The organism is Falsigemmobacter intermedius, assembly GCF_004054105.1.
Classification (GTDB): Bacteria; Pseudomonadota; Alphaproteobacteria; order Rhodobacterales; family Rhodobacteraceae; genus Wagnerdoeblera; species Wagnerdoeblera intermedia.
In genome coordinates, this window is the sequence record NZ_SBLC01000005.1 from 81629 (window position 1) to 100454 (window position 18826).

The 18826-nt window shown below is 63.8% G+C and carries 22 protein-coding genes and 2 tRNA genes; 8 read left to right on the forward strand and 16 right to left on the reverse strand.

From position 1 onward, the window contains the following. Positions 1-29: 29 nt before the first annotated feature. On the forward strand, positions 30-1613 hold the full coding sequence (gene xseA / locus EP867_RS04850; protein WP_128487079.1) for an exodeoxyribonuclease VII large subunit: 1584 nt from the start codon (positions 30-32) through the stop codon (positions 1611-1613). A 95-nt stretch (positions 1614-1708) separates the two neighbouring features. Here xseA and EP867_RS04855 read toward each other — a convergent pair whose 3' ends face one another. The 5 genes from EP867_RS04855 to argH all read right to left on the reverse strand — a co-directional run bounded on the left by EP867_RS04855 (position 1709) and on the right by argH (position 7360). Then, positions 1709-4231, reverse strand: coding sequence for a TIGR02302 family protein (locus EP867_RS04855; protein WP_128487080.1), 2523 nt, complete (start codon positions 4229-4231; stop codon positions 1709-1711). Positions 4232-4256: 25 nt separating this feature from the next. Continuing rightward, entirely contained in the window at positions 4257-5522 is a 1266-nt protein-coding gene (gene lysA, locus EP867_RS04860) for a diaminopimelate decarboxylase (protein WP_128487081.1), read from the reverse strand. Between the two features lie 78 nt (positions 5523-5600). Next, entirely contained in the window at positions 5601-5774 is a 174-nt protein-coding gene (locus EP867_RS04865; RefSeq protein ID WP_128487082.1) for an argininosuccinate lyase, read from the reverse strand. Between the two features lie 15 nt (positions 5775-5789). Then, positions 5790-5957 carry a hypothetical protein gene (locus EP867_RS19770; protein WP_164888765.1) on the reverse strand — a complete coding sequence of 56 codons (168 nt, stop codon included), beginning with the start codon at positions 5955-5957 and terminating at the stop codon, positions 5790-5792. Further along, the gene (gene argH, locus EP867_RS04870; RefSeq protein WP_128487083.1) at positions 5954-7360 is read right to left on the reverse strand and encodes an argininosuccinate lyase; all 1407 of its coding nucleotides are present in this window, start codon (positions 7358-7360) and stop codon (positions 5954-5956) included. Before argH ends, EP867_RS19770 begins: the two co-directional genes overlap by 4 nt. Here argH and EP867_RS04875 point away from each other — a divergent pair. Continuing rightward, a complete protein-coding gene (locus EP867_RS04875) occupies positions 7359-7925 on the forward strand; it encodes a TlpA family protein disulfide reductase (RefSeq protein ID WP_241656813.1) in 567 nt (188 codons plus the stop codon). The two genes, argH and EP867_RS04875, sit on opposite strands and share 2 nt — an antisense overlap. Before the next feature lie 129 nt (positions 7926-8054). On the opposite strand, the gene EP867_RS04880 is transcribed toward EP867_RS04875, so the two are convergent. The 5 genes from EP867_RS04880 to EP867_RS04900 form a co-directional block, all read right to left on the reverse strand. Then, the gene (locus EP867_RS04880) at positions 8055-8609 is read right to left on the reverse strand and encodes a F0F1 ATP synthase subunit B family protein (RefSeq protein ID WP_128487085.1); all 555 of its coding nucleotides are present in this window, start codon (positions 8607-8609) and stop codon (positions 8055-8057) included. 4 nt (positions 8610-8613) lie between these two features. After that, the gene (locus EP867_RS04885) at positions 8614-9156 is read right to left on the reverse strand and encodes a F0F1 ATP synthase subunit B' (RefSeq protein ID WP_128487086.1); all 543 of its coding nucleotides are present in this window, start codon (positions 9154-9156) and stop codon (positions 8614-8616) included. 83 nt (positions 9157-9239) lie between these two features. Continuing rightward, a complete protein-coding gene (locus EP867_RS04890; protein WP_124965168.1) occupies positions 9240-9476 on the reverse strand; it encodes a F0F1 ATP synthase subunit C in 237 nt (78 codons plus the stop codon). 61 nt (positions 9477-9537) lie between these two features. Further along, a complete protein-coding gene (locus EP867_RS04895) occupies positions 9538-10248 on the reverse strand; it encodes a F0F1 ATP synthase subunit A (RefSeq protein WP_128487180.1) in 711 nt (236 codons plus the stop codon). Between the two features lie 35 nt (positions 10249-10283). Further along, entirely contained in the window at positions 10284-10610 is a 327-nt protein-coding gene (locus EP867_RS04900) for an AtpZ/AtpI family protein (RefSeq protein WP_128487087.1), read from the reverse strand. Between the two features lie 297 nt (positions 10611-10907). Here EP867_RS04900 and EP867_RS04905 point away from each other — a divergent pair, with 297 nt between their 5' ends. Continuing rightward, positions 10908-11270: an ArsR/SmtB family transcription factor gene (locus EP867_RS04905; RefSeq protein WP_128487088.1), complete on the forward strand. Its 363-nt coding sequence runs from the start codon at positions 10908-10910 to the stop codon at positions 11268-11270. Here the strand turns inward: EP867_RS04905 and EP867_RS04910 are convergent. The 3 genes from EP867_RS04910 to EP867_RS04920 form a co-directional block, all read right to left on the reverse strand. Next, positions 11246-12100: an alpha/beta fold hydrolase gene (locus tag EP867_RS04910; RefSeq protein WP_128487089.1), complete on the reverse strand. Its 855-nt coding sequence runs from the start codon at positions 12098-12100 to the stop codon at positions 11246-11248. The two genes, EP867_RS04905 and EP867_RS04910, sit on opposite strands and share 25 nt — an antisense overlap. Positions 12101-12205: 105 nt before the next feature. After that, positions 12206-12646 (reverse strand): iron response transcriptional regulator IrrA, encoded by a 441-nt coding sequence (gene irrA / locus EP867_RS04915; protein WP_128487090.1) that lies wholly within the window; start codon positions 12644-12646, stop codon positions 12206-12208. Positions 12647-12698: 52 nt separating this feature from the next. After that, entirely contained in the window at positions 12699-14147 is a 1449-nt protein-coding gene (locus EP867_RS04920) for a TrkH family potassium uptake protein (RefSeq protein ID WP_128487091.1), read from the reverse strand. A gap of 122 nt (positions 14148-14269) precedes the next feature. Here EP867_RS04920 and truA point away from each other — a divergent pair, with 122 nt between their 5' ends. Both truA and EP867_RS04930 read left to right on the forward strand, forming a co-directional pair. Beyond that, entirely contained in the window at positions 14270-15043 is a 774-nt protein-coding gene (gene truA, locus EP867_RS04925) for a tRNA pseudouridine(38-40) synthase TruA (RefSeq protein WP_128487092.1), read from the forward strand. Between the two features lie 378 nt (positions 15044-15421). After that, positions 15422-16009 carry an outer membrane protein gene (locus EP867_RS04930; protein WP_241656814.1) on the forward strand — a complete coding sequence of 196 codons (588 nt, stop codon included), beginning with the start codon at positions 15422-15424 and terminating at the stop codon, positions 16007-16009. A gap of 136 nt (positions 16010-16145) precedes the next feature. On the opposite strand, the gene EP867_RS04935 is transcribed toward EP867_RS04930, so the two are convergent. Beyond that, positions 16146-16221, reverse strand: a tRNA-Ala gene (locus EP867_RS04935). A gap of 288 nt (positions 16222-16509) precedes the next feature. Between EP867_RS04935 and EP867_RS04940 the strand changes: the two genes are divergently transcribed. Further along, positions 16510-16773 (forward strand): hypothetical protein, encoded by a 264-nt coding sequence (locus tag EP867_RS04940; protein ID WP_128487094.1) that lies wholly within the window; start codon positions 16510-16512, stop codon positions 16771-16773. 77 nt (positions 16774-16850) lie between these two features. Here EP867_RS04940 and EP867_RS04945 read toward each other — a convergent pair. Together EP867_RS04945 and EP867_RS04950 are read right to left on the reverse strand one after the other, a co-directional pair. Then, a tRNA-Ala gene (locus EP867_RS04945) sits at positions 16851-16926 on the reverse strand. 98 nt (positions 16927-17024) lie between these two features. Next, entirely contained in the window at positions 17025-17345 is a 321-nt protein-coding gene (locus EP867_RS04950; RefSeq protein WP_128487095.1) for a TIGR02300 family protein, read from the reverse strand. 103 nt (positions 17346-17448) lie between these two features. Here EP867_RS04950 and EP867_RS04955 point away from each other — a divergent pair, with 103 nt between their 5' ends. After that, positions 17449-18144, forward strand: coding sequence for a M48 family metallopeptidase (locus EP867_RS04955; protein WP_128487096.1), 696 nt, complete (start codon positions 17449-17451; stop codon positions 18142-18144). 30 nt (positions 18145-18174) lie between these two features. Then, positions 18175-18825 carry a GntR family transcriptional regulator gene (locus EP867_RS04960; protein ID WP_128487097.1) on the forward strand — a complete coding sequence of 217 codons (651 nt, stop codon included), beginning with the start codon at positions 18175-18177 and terminating at the stop codon, positions 18823-18825. Position 18826 lies beyond the last annotated feature (1 nt).

The following is an 18826-nucleotide window of genomic DNA, read 5'->3' on the forward strand; positions in this document are numbered from 1 at the left end:
CTGGCCGACATGAGAACAAGTGAAGCCTGATGATTGATCTCTTCGAAGAGGAGCCGCAGCGCGGCAATGCCCCTGAGTTAACCGTCTCGGAGATCTCCGGCGCGGTGAAGCGCGTGCTGGAAGGTGAGTTTTCGCGGGTGCGGGTGCGGGGCGAAGTCGGTCGGGTCTCGCGCCCCTCATCGGGGCATCTCTATTTTGATCTGAAAGATGCCAATGCCGTTCTCGCCGCCGTCTCCTGGAAGGGGCAGGTGGCAAAGATGCAGATGCGCCCCGAAGAGGGGATGGAGATCATCGCCACCGGGCGTCTGACCACCTTTCCGGGGCAGTCGAAATATCAGCTGATCGTCGATGACGTGGCCCCGGCAGGGCTCGGCGCGCTGATGCTGATGCTGGAGAAGCGCAAAAAGGCGCTGGCGGCGGAGGGGCTTTTTGATCCCGCCCGCAAAAAGCCGATCCCGGCGCTGCCCGCGGTGATCGGAGTGGTGACTTCACCCTCAGGGGCGGTGATCCGCGATATTCTGCACCGGCTGCGCGACCGCTTTCCGCGTCATGTGCTGCTCTGGCCGGTGGTGGTGCAGGGCGAGCGCTGCGCCCCGGAAGTGGCGGCGGCGATCCGTGGCTTCAATGCGCTGCAGCCGGGCGGTCCGATCCCGCGCCCCGATCTGATCATCGTGGCCCGTGGCGGCGGCTCGCTTGAGGATCTCTGGGGGTTTAACGAGGAAATCGTGGTTCGTGCGGCAGCCGCCTCGGAGATCCCGCTGATCTCGGCGGTGGGCCATGAAACCGACACCACGCTGATCGATTACGCCGCCGACCGCCGTGCGCCCACGCCGACTGCGGCTGCGGAAATGGCGGTCCCGGTGCGGTTTGAACTGATGTCGCTGCTCGATGGTCAGGGCGCGCGGCTGTCGCGGGGGATCACTCAGGCCCTGACGCTGCGCCGCCAGCGTGCGCTTGATCTGGCCCGGGCTTTGCCGCGTCCGGAAGGTCTGGTGCAGCCGGCGCGTCAGCGTCTTGATCTGTGGGCGGACCGTCTGCCGCAGGCCCTCAGCATCGGCGTCGCGCGGCGGCGCAGCCGCCTGGCAGAGCTTGCCGCTTCCGTGCGTCCGATGGCGCTGTCGCGGCTGACCACAACGGCCCGCGAGCGTCTGGCCGAGCGGGACCATCGCCTTTCCGCCGGTCTGACACGCCGCGCAGGCGACGCCCGCCAGCGGCTGAATACCCTCTCAGAGCGGCTCACCCCGGCGCTTGATCGTCTGGTAGCAGAGGAGGCCCGGCGCAGCGCTGAGGGTCAGGCGCGTCTGAAGGCACTGACGGCGCGGCTTGATGCGGCCCCCCTGCGCCTGATCGCCCGGCTGAGTGAACAGCTTGAGGCCCGCGACCGGCTGCGCCAGACCCTCGGGCATCGTGAGACGCTGCTGCGCGGCTATGCCGTGGTGCGCGGTGAGGACGGCCATGTCGTCACCTCCCGCGCCCAGGCAGAGAAGGCGGGGGCGCTGGATCTTGAGTTTGCGGACGGCCATATCGCCACCGGTGCGGGTGCGGCGTCCAAACCCTCAGCGCCAAAACGTGGCCCGAAAACTTCCCCCTCAGGGCAGGGCAGCCTTTTCTGAGACGGCCTTTCCTTTCACAGGGGGCCTCGTCACGATGGAACGTCAGAACAAAAAAAGGGGGCCTGGCCCCCTTTTTTATTTGCGTGTCACCGGCCTCAGAACTGCTCAAGAAGCCTGCGCAGATAATCGCGCTCTTCTTCGGGGCGGTGCTGCTCGCCGGAGCGGCGGCGCAGCTCTTCCAGCAGATCCATGGCGCGGCGGTTCGCATCCATCCCCTCGCCAAGCGCCTCTTCGCTGCCGATCCCCCCGGAAGACCCCGCCTGCCGGCCCAGAGGGTCACGGGCCTGTCCGCCGCGACCCCGGCCCTCGCCCGGGCGCTGGCCATCGGGGCCTTCGGTCCCGGCCTCGCCCTGGCGGGTGTCACCGCGTTCGCGGGCCTCGGCCTCTTCAAACCGGCGCATGCCTTCGCGCAGGGCCTCCATGGCCTCGGCCTGACGGTCGAGCGCGCCGGGAAGATTGTCGTTGCGCAAAGCCTCCTCAGCCCCCTCCATCGCCTCGCGGGAGCGGTCGAGCGCGCGACGCCCTTCATCGGCCTCCGGCCCCCCGTCGCCCGGCATTTCGGTCTGACCAAGGGCGCGCAGACGGTTTCTCAGGTCGCGCTGGCGATCGGCAAGCGAGGGCGGCTCCGTCCCCTCACCCGGCTCACCGCTCTGCCCCTGGCCCTGGCCTGCACCCGGGGCTTCCCCCTGACCGCCACCGTCAAAGCGGCGCTGCAGATTTCGGAAGGCCTCATCCGAGAGGTTCTGCTGCTCGCGCAGGCTGTCGGCCAGATCGCGCATCCGGCCCTGACCCTGACCCTGGCCGCGCCCCTGACCGCCCTCGCCCTGGGTGACCTGCATATTCTCCATCAGCTGACGCAGCATCTCCATCAGTTCCTGCGCCTCGGCCATTTTGCCCTCGGCCATCAGCTGTTCAAGCTTATCGAGCATCTGCTGCAGCTGATCGGCCGACATCTCAAGGCTTTCGGTATCAGCGCTCTGCTCTGACGGCGCGCGCTCCTGCTCTTTGGCGAGCTGCTCCATATAGTCGTCCATCGCCTCGCGCAGCTCATCCATCAACTCGCGGATTTCTGAGGGGCTGGCGCCGTTCTTCATCGCCTCATCAAGGCGGTCCTGAGCGCGGCGCAGCCGCTCGAGCGCGGAGTTCAGATCGCCCTCTTCGAGCAGAGCCGCGATTGAGAAAAGCTCCTCCGACAGCGCGTCGCGGGCCTCATCAGAGAGGGCGCCCGCCTCCATCTGGCGGATGGCCGTGCGGATGCGCAAAAAGGCGCGATCGTTGCGGATGAAGTTCTCCGGCGCCCAGGTGACGGCGCGCAGGATCTGCGCGCCCCGCGCGGCGGTGCTGCGGTTCCACAAAAGATCGCGCCGCACCTCAGCCACCACCGCCGCCAGCGGGTCAAAGAAGCGCCGCCCCGGCAGAAGGCTGTGCAGCGGCTCGCTTTCCCCGGTCTGTCCTGCTGCATCGGTGACCTGAAGGGTCAGAATGACCGGCAGATTGGCGAAGGGATGGGCCGCAAGATCATCGGTCAGAACGCCTTTCACCTCGCTGCGCCGCCCGCGGAAGGGCAGCGGCAGATCAAGGACCAGCGCCTCGCGCGGTTCAGGATCAGCGGCGAGGGCATAGCTGCGGTCAATGGCTGCGAGATCAAGGGTAATGGTCAGCTGACCGGCGGTGATGCCGTAATCATCCCTGGCCTCAAAGGGCAGCTTAAAGGTGCCATCGGCCTGCCGCTCCGGCACCGCCGGTTGCGTAACCTGCGGGGGCAGATCGGGCAGCACGCCGATCTCCCAGTTTTTTCCGCCCTCGCCGGTGATCGTGAGGCTGCCGTGCTGTCGGATGGTGAACTCAGCCCCTTCAGGCCCGGAGGGGGTCTCCGTTCCCGAGACGGTCTCTTCCAGCCCCAGGGCACCGGCCTCGCCGTAGAAGCGCAGCAGGGCTTCAGACCCATGGGGGGCCTCAAAGCCCTCGTCTTCGAGGGCGTTCAGATAGATCGCGGGACGTCCGGTATAGGCGGGCGGGCGGATCCAGCCCTCCCAGACCGGGCCGGAGGCCGGTTGAGGCGCTGTCCCCCCTGCGGGACGCAGATCGGTAATCGAGGAAAATGAGCCAAAGAGTGCCCCTACCGCTGCCAGCAGCAGTGCAGTAAGGCGCAGCGCATAAGGATCGCGGGGCGCCAGATCCGGGGAGGGAGCGACCGGCTTTGCCCCGGCTGTCGCCGCCACCATGCGTGCCTGATGCGCGGCCCAGAGCGCGGCGGAGGCCGGATCACCCGCGCCCACCGCCTGAGCATCGCCAAGCGCCGCAAGCGGGCGGCCGGGCAGGCGGGCATCAACCCGGGTCAGGGCCTCTGCTGCCGTGGGCCGCTGAAAGCGCCGCAGTCCGAGGACAAAGAAGCTCAGGACCAGCACGGCCCAAAGGCCAGGGAGCGTCCAGAGCGCGGCCGGAGGCAGCCCGCGCAAAAGACCTAAGGCGGCTAACCCCGGCCCCGCGAGCGCAAGCGCCGCCACAGGCCAGAAGGCGCGCGCCCCGCGCTCAACCCAAAGGCCGATCCGCGTCAGCGCCAGGATGCGGCGCAGACGCGGGGAATTCAGAAGATCAGCGCTTTGGTTTTTCGTCATTCACCCGTCCCGAAGGCGGTGAGAGTCACAGCCATTGCGGGATCGTATCGCGCGCGAGGATTTCGTCAAATGTCGGACGCGCCCGGATGACCGCAAATTGATCGCCCGAGACCATAACTTCGGGAATCAGCGGGCGGGTGTTGTATTCCGAGGCCATGACCGCGCCATAAGCCCCGGCTGAGCGGAAGGCCACGAGGTCTTCGGGCTGCAGTGCGGGCAGGGCGCGGGCCTTGGCGAAGGTGTCGCCGGTCTCACAGACGGGGCCCACGACGTCGAAGGGTTGCGGCTCGGTTCCTGCCTCTGCCTCGATAACCGGGATGATGTCGTGATGCGCGCCATACATCGAAGGCCTCACCAGATCATTCATCGCCGCATCGAGAATCAGGAAGTCCCGGCCTTCGCCCTCTTTGACATAGATCACCGAGGAGACCAGAAGCCCGGCATTGCCCGAGATCAGACGGCCCGGTTCAATCTCCAGCTCACAGCCGAGATCGCCGAGCACGCGTTTGACCATCGCGCCATATTCCGCCGGAAGCGGCGGGGCTTCATTCGAGCGGGTATAGGGGATCCCCAGACCGCCGCCGAGATCGAGACGGCGGATGTTGTGACCATCCTCACGCAAAGCCAGAGCCAGCGCGCGCATCTTGGTATAGGCTTCTTCAAAAGGGGCGAGATCGGTCAGCTGGCTGCCGATATGCATATCGACGCCCACGACATCGATCCCCGGCAGGCCGGCGGCCATTTTATAGATCTCACGCGCTTTGGCGATCGGGATGCCGAATTTGTTTTCCGACTTGCCGGTCGAGATCTTCTCATGGGTTTTGGCGTCCACATCCGGGTTCACCCGCAGGGTGATCGGAGCGACTTTGCCCATAGAGGCCGCAACCTCCGAGAGGACGAGCAGTTCAGGCTCTGATTCCACGTTGAACTGGCGTACGCCGTGCTCCAGCACAAAGGCCATTTCTTCGCGGGTTTTGCCGACACCAGAGAAAACGATCTTTTCGCCCGGCACACCGGCGGCCAGAGCGCGGCGGTATTCGCCGCCCGAGACCACATCCATCCCCGCGCCAAGCTTTGCCAGCACCCGCAGAACGGCGACGTTTGAGTTCGACTTCACCGCAAAGCAGACCAGATGCGGATTGGGCGAGAGCGCCTCGTCGAAGACGCGGAAATGGCGCTCAAGCGTGGCCGCAGAATAGACGTAGAAGGGGGTGCCCACCTCTGCCGCGATCTCTCGGATCGCGACATCCTCTGCGTGGAGTTCGCCGTTGCGATAGAGGAAGTGGTCCATGGTGCCTCGCCGGATCAGATGGTTCCGGCCCGGTATAGCAGAAGCCCCCGCCCCTTCAACGGCTGCGCGAGTATGAGATCAGCCGCGGATGCCCGGCTGGCTGTTATAGGTCACACCCATCCGCGCATCGCCTGAAAAGCTGACACCATCAGTCTGACGCGGCGCTTCTCTCGGGGGGACGGGCGGGCCATCGGCGCCGCAGGCGCTGAGCAGCAGGCTGCCCGCGATCAGCAGGGCGGGAAAGTAAGGCATCTGTGTCTCCGGTTGTCACGGGCTGACGGCGATGCGTGCACCGCCGACGCGCCCTGAGAGAGAAGGATAGACCGCCAGCCCCCCGGTGCCGATTGAGATCCCGGCGTTCAGCCGGGGCTGCGTCACGCAGCCCGCAAGCGGCAGGAGCATCAGCAACACCAGGGGGAGAGCGCGCAGGGTCATGCCAGCAGTTCTTTCCACCGGGCAACCTGGGCCCGGACCTGATCCGGCGCGGTGCCGCCATAGGACTGGCGCGAGCGGACCGAATTCTCCACGCCGAGCACGGTGAAGACATCCTCGGTGATGCCCGGGTGTTGCGACTGCATCTCTTCAAGCGAGAGATCGGGCAGATCGACGCCTTTGTCTTCGGCCAGTTTGACGAGGCTTCCGGTGACATGGTGAGCGTCGCGGAACGGCAGGTTCAGCGAGCGCACCAGCCAGTCCGCGAGATCCGTGGCAGTGGAGAAGCCCGAGGCGGCGGCTTTTTCCAGGCTTTCGCGGTTGGCGGCCATATCAGTGACCATGCCCGTCATCGCTGCCAGCGCCAGCAGGAGCGAATCGGCGGCGTCAAAGACCTGCTCTTTGTCTTCCTGCATATCCTTGGAATAGGTCAGCGGCAGGCCCTTCATGATGGTGAAGAGCGCAACCGTCGAGCCCATGATCCGGCCGATTTTGGCGCGGATGAGTTCGGCCGCATCGGGGTTTTTCTTCTGCGGCATGATCGAGGAGCCGGTGGTCCAGCGATCCGAGAGGCGCACAAAGCGGAACTGCGCCGAGGACCAGATCACCAGCTCTTCGGCAAAGCGCGACAGGTGCATCGCGCAGATCGACGCGGCCGAGAGATATTCCAGCGCGAAGTCGCGATCCGAGACCGAATCGAGGCTGTTGGCGGTGGGGCGGTCAAAGCCGAGTGCCGCAGCGGTGGCAAAGCGGTCGATCGGGAAAGAGGTCCCGGCGAGCGCTGCCGCGCCGAGCGGGCATTCGTTCATGCGCTTGCGGGCATCTTTGAAACGCGAGAGATCGCGGGCCAGCATTTCCACATAGGCCATCATATGGTGGCCCCAGGTCACCGGCTGTGCGGTCTGCAGGTGGGTGAAGCCCGGCATGACCCAATCCGCGCCGGCCTCGGCCTGGGCGAGGAAGGCACGCAGCAGAGCTTCGATGCCGTCAATGGTAGCGTCGCATTGATCGCGGACCCAGAGGCGGAAATCGACGGCGACCTGGTCATTGCGCGAGCGCGCAGTATGCAGACGGCCGGCCGGCTCGCCGATGATCTCTTTAAGACGCGATTCCACATTCATGTGGATGTCTTCGAGGTCTTTGCGGAAGGTGAACTTCCCGGCTTCAATCTCTGACAAAACGGTGAGAAGGCCTTCCCGGATCGCCTCGGCATCTTTATCGGTAATGATACCCTGAGCGGCCAGCATGGCGGCATGGGCGCGCGAGCCGGTGATGTCCTGATGTGCGAGGCGTTTGTCGAAGCCGATCGAGGCATTGATCGCCTCCATGATCGCGTCGACACCGGCGGTGAAGCGCCCGCCCCACATGGCATTCGAGGCTTTGGTATCGGAAGGAGCAGAGGTCATGGCAGGCCTGTCTGGATTGCGGATTATGATGGCATTGGCGGGGTTTTACACCGCGCTGGTGCCTTTATCAAATCCTGCTCTGGCAGATCCCGCGCTCTCGGCGTTGCGGGTGGGCGAGATGCGAAAGCTGATTGTGCATGAGGTGGCTGAGACGGTTCCGGAGATTGCCTTTGCCGATGGCGGGGGGGCTGTGAAAAGCTTTGCGGACTGGCAGGGCCGGGTCCGGGTGGTGAACTTCTGGGCCACCTGGTGTGCGCCCTGCCGTGCGGAGATGCCGGGGCTTGACCGTCTGGCGCGGGAGATGCCCGAGGTTTCAGTTCTGACCATTGCAACGGGGCGAAACCTGCGCCCGGCTTTGGATAAGTTTTATGCCGAGACGGGGATCACCGATCTGCCGCTGCTGCTAGATCCGAAATCGGCGGTCGCGCGCGGCATGGGGGTTGCCGGGCTGCCGGTGACGGTTGTTCTGGACAAAGAGGGGCGTGAGGCCGCGCGTATGATCGGTGAGGCTGATTGGGCCTCAGAAGAGGCGCGGGCGGTTTTGCGCGAGCTTGCCTTGCGTTGAGGGGCGCGCGCCGGGGCGCTGCCCCGGACCCCGGAGTATTTTGAAAAAGCCAAAGCGCGCCTGCCGGTGCCGGGCGGGCGGACATAAAAAAGCCCGGCCGGAGCCGGGCTTTTCAGATTATTCTGAACCTCAGTTCAGGCGCTGACCCACTTCGGCGATCGAAGCGTCGATCAGGGCGCCGGCGCTTGCTGCCGACATCTGACCGGCCAGGACGTCGCCGGCAGCGGCAACAGCCACGGCAACGGCGGTTTCACGCACTTCGCGGATCGCTGCGGATTCTGCCGCGGTGATCTGCTCTTCCGCCGCCTGCAGTTTGCGGGCGATGGTGGCCTGCAGCTCTGCCTGGGCAGAAGCGGCGGCGGCCTGGGCGTCGGAACGGGCGTTTGCGACGATGCGCTCTGCCTGTTCACGGGCGTCCTTCAGCTTCCGGTCGTAAGAGGCGACCAGAGCTTTGGCTTCGTCATGGAGACGGCGGGCCGTCTCCAGATCTTCGCGGATTTTGGCTGCACGGCTGTCGAGCAGGCCCATAACGAGAGCCGGCACTTTGAAGTACAGCAGAATGCCCACGAAAATCAGGAAGGCAATCAGAACCGAGAAGTCGGTGTTTTGCAGCGTAAAGAACGGACCCGAGGCTGCGTGAGCCGGGAGCGCACCGAGAAGCAGGGCGGGAATGGTGTAACGCATTGCCTCAGCCTTTCAGACGCGCGGCCACGGCCGCATCTACGGAAGTCGCATCGGTCCCACCCAGAGCCAGAACCAGCTCTTTGGCGGTGTCTTTTGCCACTTCAGTCACGTTGGCCAGGGCGGAGGCGCGGATTTCACCAATCCGGCGTTCCGACTCAGCGGCACGTGCGGCGATCTCTGCATCCGCCTTGACGGTGGCTGCATCGAGTTGTGCCTGAATTTCAGCTTTCGCCTGTGCGATGAAACGTGCCGATTCGGCGCGTGCATCTGCCAGAGCCTTGAGATAGGCGGCTTCGGCGTCACGGGCTTTCTGTTTCAGTTCTTCAGCAGCCGCCAGATCATTGGTGATCAGGCCTTTGCGTTCGGCGAGAACCGAACCGATGCGGGGCATCGCGAAGACTTTCAGCAGAACGAAAATCAGGACCAGGGCGACAAGTGCCCAGAAGATCTGGTTCGGGAGCCAGTCTACGCAGAGTTGCGGCAGGCCAAGGGCGCCACCATTCTGATCGACACAGGCACCCGCCACTTGAGTAGTTTGGTTTGCCATGTCAGTCCTCCATCGGAACCATTCTTGATCGGAAAGGGCGCTGGCTCAAACCAGCGCCGCTTCCGTTCGGATGGTGTCCTGGATCAGACTGCGAACATCAGCAGCAGAGCGATCAGGAACGAGAAGATCCCGAGAGCTTCAGCGAATGCGATGCCGACGAACAGGGTCGCGGTCTGGCTCGAGGCAGCAGCCGGGTTACGCAGCGCGCCTTCGAGGTATTTGCCAGCGATGTTACCAACGCCGAGGCCAGCACCTGCGAGACCGAAAGCCGCGAGACCTGCGCCGATGTATTTGCCCATAAGAGCGAGTTCGCCTTCCATGATCGTGTCTCCTTGGTTGGAATGGCTGAGATAGGATGTTCTTACCCGGGATGGGCGCACCTTAGTGGTGCGCGTCACCCACAGCGTCTTTCAGGTAGACGCAGGTCAGAATGGTGAAAACGTAGGCCTGGACGGCAGCAACCAGCAGTTCCAGCGCATAGATGCCGACCATACCGGCAAATGCGAGCGGAGCGACCACGGTGGCGGCAGCGAAGCCTGCGAAAACTTTGAGAACGGCGTGGCCTGCGAGCATGGCGCCTGCAAGACGAACCGAATGCGAGACCGGGCGGATGAAGTACGAGATCACTTCAATGATCGCCAGGATCGGGCGCAGCGCCAGGGGCGCCGAGGAGACCCAGAACATCGACAGGAAGCCGACGCCTTTGCGGGCCAGACCGATCAGGGTCACGCCGAAGAAGACCAGCAGAGCGAGCGTCACGGTGGTGGCGATCTGGCTGGTGGGCGAGAAGCTCATCGGGATGAGGCCGAGAACGTTCGCGAAGAAGACAAACATGAAGAGGGTCAGCACATAGGGGAAATATTTGATCCCCGCATGGCCGGTGACATCCTCAACCATGTCATGCACGAAGCCGTAAAGGACTTCAGCGATCGACTGGCTGCGGCCCGGAACAACCGCGCGGCGGCTGGTGCCGATGACCATCACAAGACCCACTGCGGCGACGGCCAGCATCAGCCAGAGCGTTGCGTTGGTCGGCGTGTACCAATGCACGGGGCCATCCCCGAACAGAGGCTTCACGATGAACTGGTCCATCGGATGGATCGGAAGACCGCCTTCAGCCGCCACGTTTAATCCCTCATCTCATTGTCGGGGTCGCCCCCGGCTTTTTTGCCAAGCTCCGACGCGGTGCGGAGCATCGTCCGGATCCCGGCTGCAAAGCCAAGCAGGACAAAAATAATCATCAGAACGGGCTTCGTCCCGAAGAGACTGTCCAGCCCGTATCCCAGTCCCAGCCCGAGCCCCATGCCCGTCACCAGTTCCAGAACCATGCGCCAGGCAAGCTCTCCGCCGCCGACGCCGCCCATGCCACCGGATACCTTCTTCTCGCGTCCCTTCAGGGCATCCAGACGCTCTTCCAGCGCTTTCAGCCGCTCAGGATCGGGATCATGCGACATCGCAAAGGCCCTCCGGTGCAGTTGGGGGCAACCTAGTGAGGGGGGGCTTATGAGTCAAGTAAAGCGGCGGGAAAATATCTGATCTCAAGTGCTTGATATTAAAAGAAATTTTGAGTTCAGGTGAATCTTTTTCCACAGGCGCGGCGCGTCCCGGGCCGGCGCGCAAATTCAACCTCGCGGTTGACCTTCGGCAATTCACCGCCTAGCTCTCAGCTTTGACCCGGCTGATTGTGGCCGTCTTCTCTTCGGTGGAGGAGGCGGTGGCGCGGCGGGGTCCCGCTGACGGAGCCGCCGCTTATGACGCCCGACGATCCTCTTTCTGCGACCTTTGCGGCTCTGGCCGATCCGACCCGGCGGGCGATCCTCGGGCTTTTACTCGAAGACGATATGGCCGTCACCGATGTGGCAGAGCCCTTTTCCATGTCGCTTGCGGCGATCTCAAAGCATCTTCAGGTCCTGGCTGAAGCGGGGCTCATCAGCCAGGAGAAGCGCGGTCGCGTAAAGTGGTGCAAGCTCGAGCCGGACGGGCTGCGCGCGGCTTCGGTGTTCATGCAGGGCTTCGGGCAGTTCGATCCGGTCGATCTCGACGGCTTTGAGCGGTTTTTGCAAAGCGAGCTTGCGGAGATGACGGAGGATCAGCCCAGCCTGCCTGAGGAGTGAACGAGCGCCAGCCAGCGGGTCAGCACATCGACCGACTCCGGCTCATCGAGGAAAGGAATATGGGCGCGGTCCGGAACTTCGGCGAAGATCATATCGGGGCGGCGCTTCAGCATCTCTTCCGTCGCGGCAAGGCCCAGAAGGTCGCTGTTGGCCCCGCGAAGGAGCGCCATGGGGATCGGCGCGCATTTGTCGAAAAGCGGCCAGAGGTTCGGCGAGCCATTGGCGAAGGCCGCCAGAAAGGCCTCGCGCAGCGCCGGGTCGTAATTGATCATCAGGCCGCCCTTGCCGTCGGGGCGGGCATGCCGTGCGGCCTCTTCTGCCCAGCGGCTGGCGGGAACATTGTCCATGCCGGGGTTTCCCGCCTCCAGGGCGCGGGCATAATCTTCCGGGGTTCCGGCTGTGGGATTGACGCCGAGGTAGTCGTTGATCCGGGCCAGCCCCTCTTCCAGAAGTTCCGGCCCGACGTCATTGAGGCAGACCCCCGCCACCCGGTCGCGGGCCGTCGCGCCGAGAAACAGCGAGATCATCCCCCCGCGTGAGGTGCCAAGAAGCGCCGCGGAAGCAATGCCGAGATGATCAAGAAGCTCCAGCGCGTCGCGGCCTTCGCGCGGCACCGTATAGGTCTCAGCGCCGCTCCAGTCAGATTCGCCCCGGCCCCGGTAGTCCATACGCACCACCCGCCAGCCCTGGGGCAGATGCGGCAGCATATAGTCAAAATCCGAAGTGTTGCGCGTCAGGCCCGACAGGCAGAGCAGCGCCGGACCCTCGCCCTCATCGAGATAGGCGATCTTTGCGCCATCCGAGGCGGTGAAAAAGGATTTTGCGGTCATGGCAGCGTCTCTCCCCAAAGCTCTCACGTCACGTGGGGTGAGACTGACACGGGGACTGCGCCGCGAAAAGCCCCCGCAGCGGGCGGGGGCCGGAAAGCCGGGGGCTTACGACTTGCGCCGGATGCGGATGACCACATCCACGCGGCTGACCTCAGTGCCCTCAGGGGCGCGGGGCAGGCCGGTGATCTGCAGACCCTCAGAGGGGGCATCGGTCAGCTCTGCGCTGTCTTCCCAGAAGAAATGCGGGTGATCGTCCATCCGGGTGTCGAAATAGCTGCGCGCACCATCGACGGAGACTTCATGAAGAAGGCCCGCGTCACAAAAGGCCTTCAGCGTATTGTAGACAGTCGCAAGCGACACTTTCTCGCCCGCCTCACGGGTGGCGGCAAAGAGGCTCTCTGCGGTGACATGGCGGTGACCGCCATCGCCGATCAGCAGCGCCGCAAGGGTCTGGCGCTGGCGCGTCGGGCGCAGACCGCCACGGCCAAGCCAAAGCGTGGCGCGGTCGAGGGTGGCCGGGGTGAGGGTCGAGAGAGCATCGTACATAGCTGAGAGATAGGCCCCCTCTGCCCGGGGTTCAATGCGAAATCCCGCTCTTTCAGCGCGCCCAGAAGCGTATGGTAAAGAGGACATAGACTGAGACCAGCTCAAGTCGCCCCAGAAGCATGCCGATTGTCATGATCCATTTGGCCGGATCAGGGAAGCCGCCGACCGCTCCGGTCGGGCCGACCTCGGGTCCCCAGACGGGGCCGATATCGGCAATGGCGGTCCAGGCGGCGGTCAGGGCTGTGCGGGGCTGAAGCCCGGTCATTGACAGGGCGATCGCCAGCACGGCGAAGGTCGCAATGAAAAGGGTGAAGAAAACGATGACTGAGCTGATGACCTCCTGCTCAACCCGCCGTCCCTGCAATCGCAGCGGATGGACGGCGGCGGGTTGCAGCAGGCGGCGGATCTGGGTGGTGATCGCGCGGAACATTATCAGATAGCGAAAGACCTTGACCGAACAGCCGGTGGAGGAGGTGCAGCCCCCGATGAACCCCACGATCAGCAGGACCATGAAGGGCAGCGGGCCCCATTGCCCCGGATCCCCGCTCAGCAGTCCCGTGCCTGAGAAAATCGAGACGACATTAAACACACTCTGGTGCAGCGCGGGCCAGAAGGGCTGTGCATCGCGGATCACCCGCCAGGCCAGCACCATGATGATCGCATAGAGGGTCCAGCGCAGATAGGCCCGCACCTGCAGATCCTGCCAGAGCGGCTTCACCTCTCCACGAAAGAGCTGAATGAAGCGGATGAAGGGCAGGGTGGAGAGGATCATTGCCACCACGGTGATATAGTGCAAAGGCACCGCGAATTCCGTGAAAGAGGTGTCGCGGTTCGAAAAGCCCCCGGTCGAAAGGGCGCTCAGCGCATGAATGACCGCCTCAAAGGTCTCCATCCCGAAGGCGCGGTAGGCCAGGGCGCAGCCCAGGGTCATCACCAGATAGATGCTCAGCAGTGCTTTTGAGATATCGAGGGCGCGGGGCAGAACTTTGCCAAGGGTGTCAAAGCCCTCGGTGCGAAAGAACTGCATCCCGCCGACCTTCATGACCGGCAGAAAGATCAGCGCGACGATGACAATCCCCAGCCCGCCGAGCCAGTTGAGCATGGCGCGCCACAGGTTGATCCCCATTGGCAGCGCATCAAGGCCCGTGATCACGGTGGTCCCGGTGGTTGTGAGGCCCGACATCGCCTCAAAGACCGCATCAGTCCCGCTGAGACCCGGCGCTCCGGTGACGAAAGGCAGCGCCGCAAAGAGCGGCAGCACGACCCAGACCCCGGTGGTCAGTACGAAGCTCTGCCTGAGATCCAGCCCCCCGCTGATCGCATTGCGACAGGCAATCGCGGTAAAGAGCCCGCAGCAGAAGGTGATCGCCGCCGCCCCGGCAAAGGCGCGCCAGTTTGCAGATCCCGCAAGCAGATCCACCGCCAGCGGCAGCAGCATCAGCGCGCCGAGCGTGGCAGTCAAAAGGCCGATCACATATCCGACGGGGCGCAGGTCCAGCATGGCCCTGACTGTCCTGTGATGGTGTGGAGTGTCAAGCGCGGCTTTGCAGCGACTTGCGCGGGGCGGAAAGATCGGGCTATGGCCGCGGCTGAACACGCTCCCAACGGATCTGAGGCCCTGACATGCCGCGTTATGCGCTGCTCATCGAATATCATGGCGGCCCTTTCAGTGGCTGGCAGCGTCAGGCCGGTGGGCAGCTTTCGGTTCAGGGCGTGATCGAGGCCGCTTTTACCAAAATCGGGCCCGATGCGCCGACGATTGCTGCTGCGGGGCGGACGGATGCGGGCGTCCATGCCGCAGGCCAGGTGGCCCATGCGGATTTGAGCCGTGACTGGGATCCCTTTAAGCTGGCCGGGGCGTTGAATTTTCACCTGCGCCCCCATCCGGTTTCGATCCTGGCGGCTGCGCGGGTGGAGGAGGACTTTCACGCCCGCTTCTCGGCCGTTGAGCGGCAATATCTGTTCCGGCTCCTTTGCCGCCGTGCCCCCGCCACCCATGATCGCGGTCTGGTCTGGCAGGTGCCGCATCAACTCGACGTCGCGGCCATGGCTGAGGGCGCGCAGCATCTGATCGGGCTGCATGATTTCACCACCTTCCGCGCCACCCAGTGTCAGGCGAAGTCGCCGGTGAAGTCGATCGACAGCATCAGCGTCACCTCTCATCCCGTGCCGGCGGGGATGGAAGTGCAGTTTCGCCTGCGCGCGCGGTCCTTCCTGCACAATCAGGTCCGCTCGATCGTCGGTACCCTTGAGCGGGTGGGCGCGGGGGCCTGGTCCCCCGATCAGGTAAAAACGGCGCTTGAAGCCCGCGACCGCTCGGCCTGCGGGCCGGTCTGCCCGCCGGAGGGGCTTTATCTGACACGGGCGGTTTATCCGTCAGACCCCTTCGGAGGCTGAGCAGGGCCGCCCTCAGGTCCCTGTCCGGGTGTGCCTGATTTGCCGTGTCAAATCGGCAACTGAGCATTACGCAGAGTAACTCACCATTTCGTGAAAGATAATCACGTTTCCGGGAAATGGCGGAGAGTAACGAATTTTTGCCGACAAAGTTTCGCAAATACGGCGAAAAACAGCTGTGACATGAAGAACACATTTTAGTGACAGTGCTGCATCTTCCCTGGAACAGATCGGGTGCCTACATCGTTGTCATCGCAGCCGGCCGGAGGGCTAGCGCGAAAACCTTTCGTCGTCGCAAAGGCGCGAAGGGGCATGTTGGATAGTGAGGATGCCCTGAGGTTGACCCCTCCTGAGCATATAGGTGATGCAATGAAAAAGATTTTGCTTTCGACTGCAGCTGTCGTCGCAACCGCTGGTGCCGCTCTGGCAGGTGGTGTTGCTGCTCCGGTCATGGAGCCCGTGATTGCTCCCGTCGTCGTCGCTGCGGCGCCGGTTGGCGCATGGCAGGGCGGCTATGCCGGTGCGAACCTCTCTTGGGGTAAAGTCGGAATTGACGGCTATGACGACCTTGACGGTGCCGGTATTGCGCTGCGTGGTGGTTATGACTGGCAGAACGGCAACACCGTCTTCGGTCTGGGCGCTGACTACGACTTCGGTAAGCAGAAAGCCGATTTCGTTGGTGGTGAGCAGGCTCTGAAAAATGCCGGTACCGTCTTTGCCCGCCTGGGTTATGACGCGAATGGCTGGCTGCCCTATGCATCGCTTGGCTACACCTGGGCGAAAATGGAAGGCCCTGTCGTTAACGAGAACGTCGATGGCTACACCATCGGTCTGGGTGTTGAGCGTAAGTTCACCCCGAACTGGGCTGGCTATGCCGAAATCTCGCACACTGACTTTGGCAACATCGACGCGCTCGGCGTTGACGCCGACATGCAGAAAATCAAACTCGGCGTGAACTACCGCTTCTGAGTTTATGATCTTCGGATCAGAAAGGGCACCGCTTGCGGTGCCCTTTTTTCATATCCCTGCGCCACAATACGCGCGGTGCGGAACAGCAAAAAGCCCCGCTTATGCAGGGCTGTCGGATCGTCAGTAAGAGGAAGTTTGGTGGAGCCAAGGAGGATCGAACTCCTGACCTCTTGCATGCCATGCAAGCGCTCTCCCAGCTGAGCTATGGCCCCACCTTTTTGAAGCAGCTTCCCGCTTCGTGAGGCAGTATTTACGGGCGCTCCGCCGCAGGTGCAAGAGGGAATTTATGCGAAAAGATCATTTTCTTTCAGCGCCCTGGGGCGGACCGTCTGACGGTTGCCTGGGGTGGTTGTAAGGCAGGCGGGCGGAGGGGGCATGGAGCGCCGGACGGGCTGGACGGGTCATCACCGCGCGCGTTTTGGACTGTATTTCAGATCCTGCCGTTTCTGCTGCTCTGGCTTCTGTTTCTGCGCGTTCTGACCCCCGGCGCGCTGGCGGTCGTGGCGGGGTCAGCCTGGTGGGGCGCGGCCTTCCTCTGGGGGGCGGCTTTGCTTTTGCGCACGGCCATTCCCCTGCTGCCGGTCTGGCGGCTGACGCCTGCAGGGGGCACTGAGATTTTGGGATGGCCTGCGGTTCCCGGCCGGGCACTTATGCTGCCGGGCGCTGTCGTGCCGCTGATGGCCCTGGTGCAGGTCCTGAGGACCAGCGGTGTTCTGGCGGTTTCAGGGCTGAAGCGCTGGATAAAAGGTCCGAACCGCCGCTGAGGGGCAGGCAGCGCAGTGGCAAAATGCAAAAAGCCCCGCGTGACGCAGGGCTGTCGGATCGTCTGTAAGAGGAAGTTTGGTGGAGCCAAGGAGGATCGAACTCCTGACCTCTTGCATGCCATGCAAGCGCTCTCCCAGCTGAGCTATGGCCCCACCTTTATACGGTGCCGAAGCGTTCCGGCCTCGTGCGGGCTATTTGCCTGAGGGCGCGGAGGGGTGCAAGAGCAAAAGTGCACCCCTCGCGCAAATTCTCAGTTTTCGTCTTCGCCGCCGGCGACATCCGCGAGATCGTCGAGCGAGACGGTCTCATCATCATCTTCCAGCAGTTCTTCATCGATGTCCGCATCATCGGCATCGGCTTCGATCAGATCATCTGCGTCCAGCTCATCATCGAGCAGGTTCGAGGATTTCGCTTCCTGTGCGATGATCGCACCGGCGGCCTTGCGGCGCACGGTCTCAATGTCAACGATCTCGCCGGTATAGGGGCTGACGATCGGGTTACGGTTCAGGTCGTAGAAACGCTTACCCGTGGTCGGGCAAATGCGTTTCGTGCCCCATTCTGCCTTGGGCATTTTGTGTTCCCCTGCAAGTGTTGGATGGGCCGGATCGACGTCCCTTGTCACAAGCTCCGGCTCCTGTCAAATCCCTAAGTGGGTAAGCAGCGGAGACCTGTCAATGGCGCGCATCAAAGGTCCGCCAGGCGGACCCGACGAACTGGAGATTACTTTGCGCCGCTCGGCACGGGCAAAGCGGATCTCGCTCAGGGTTTCGGGGCGCGATGGCGCGGTGACGCTGACACTGCCGCCCAGGGTTCCTGCGGGCGAGGGGCTGGCCTTCGCGCGGGAGCGGGCAGATTGGATCGTCAGCGCCATGGCGAAGGTGGCCCCCGCCGAACGGGTGGCTGAAGGTGCGGTTATTCCCGTTGAGGGCAGGGAGTTAACCCTTGTCACCGACGGCATGCGCGGCGCCGTGCGGGTTGAGGGGGACTGCCTGATTGTGCCCGGTTCTTCCCCGGCAGTGCGGGTTCAGGCCTTTCTGAAACATCTCGCGCGGCAGCGGCTGATAGCGGCGACCGACCGTTATGCGGCGCTTCTGGGGCGGGGCTATACCTCGATCACGCTGCGCGATACGCGCTCCCGCTGGGGCTCCTGCACGGCCACGGGCGCGCTGAATTATTCCTGGCGTCTGGCCATGGCCCCGCCGGAGGTGCTTGCCTATGTCGCAGCCCATGAGGTGGCGCATCTGGCCGAGATGAATCACTCCCCCCGCTTCTGGGCGGTGGTTGAGCGGCTTTATCCCGGCTGGCAGGTGCAGCGGTCCTGGCTGAAGGCGCATGGCAACCGGCTGCAGTCTTTGCGCTTTGAGGATTGAAGCCCGCATCAGAGGGGGCGACAATAGGCTATGGTTCTGCGTGCACGCCCCTCCGATTCCGCTCTCTCCGCCCATGACCGGCTTTACCGCGTGCTGCGCTCACGGGTGATGCATGGCGAATTGCCGCCCGGTCAGGCCCTGACGCTGCGCGGGCTGGCGCAGGAATTCGGGATGTCCGTCACCCCGGTGCGCGAGGCATTGCAGCGCCTTGTGGCGGAAGGCGCGCTTACGCTCTCGTCCTCGGGGCGGGTCTCGACGCCGGAGCTGACCAATGAGCGCATTGAGGAGCTTGCCGCCATTCGCGCCATGCTGGAGCCGGAACTGGCCGCGCGTGCGCTGCCGCGGGCGCATTTTGCGCTGATTGACCGGCTGTCAGCGATCAATGATCTCATTGCCCAGGCTGTGCTGATGAAGGATCCCATCGCCTATATCCGGGCGAACCTTGAGTTTCATCGCACGCTTTATCTGCGCGCCCAGGCCCCGGCCATGCTGGCGATGACCGAAACGGTCTGGCTGCAGCTTGGCCCCACGATGTCCGCGCTTTACGGCCGCGTGCGCCGCAATGAGCCGCCGCAGCACCACCGCACGATTCTGGCCGCCCTGCGCGCCGGGGATGAGCCGGGCCTGCGCCTTGCGGTGCGGACCGATGTGACCCAGGGGTTACGGCATCTGGCGACCTGAA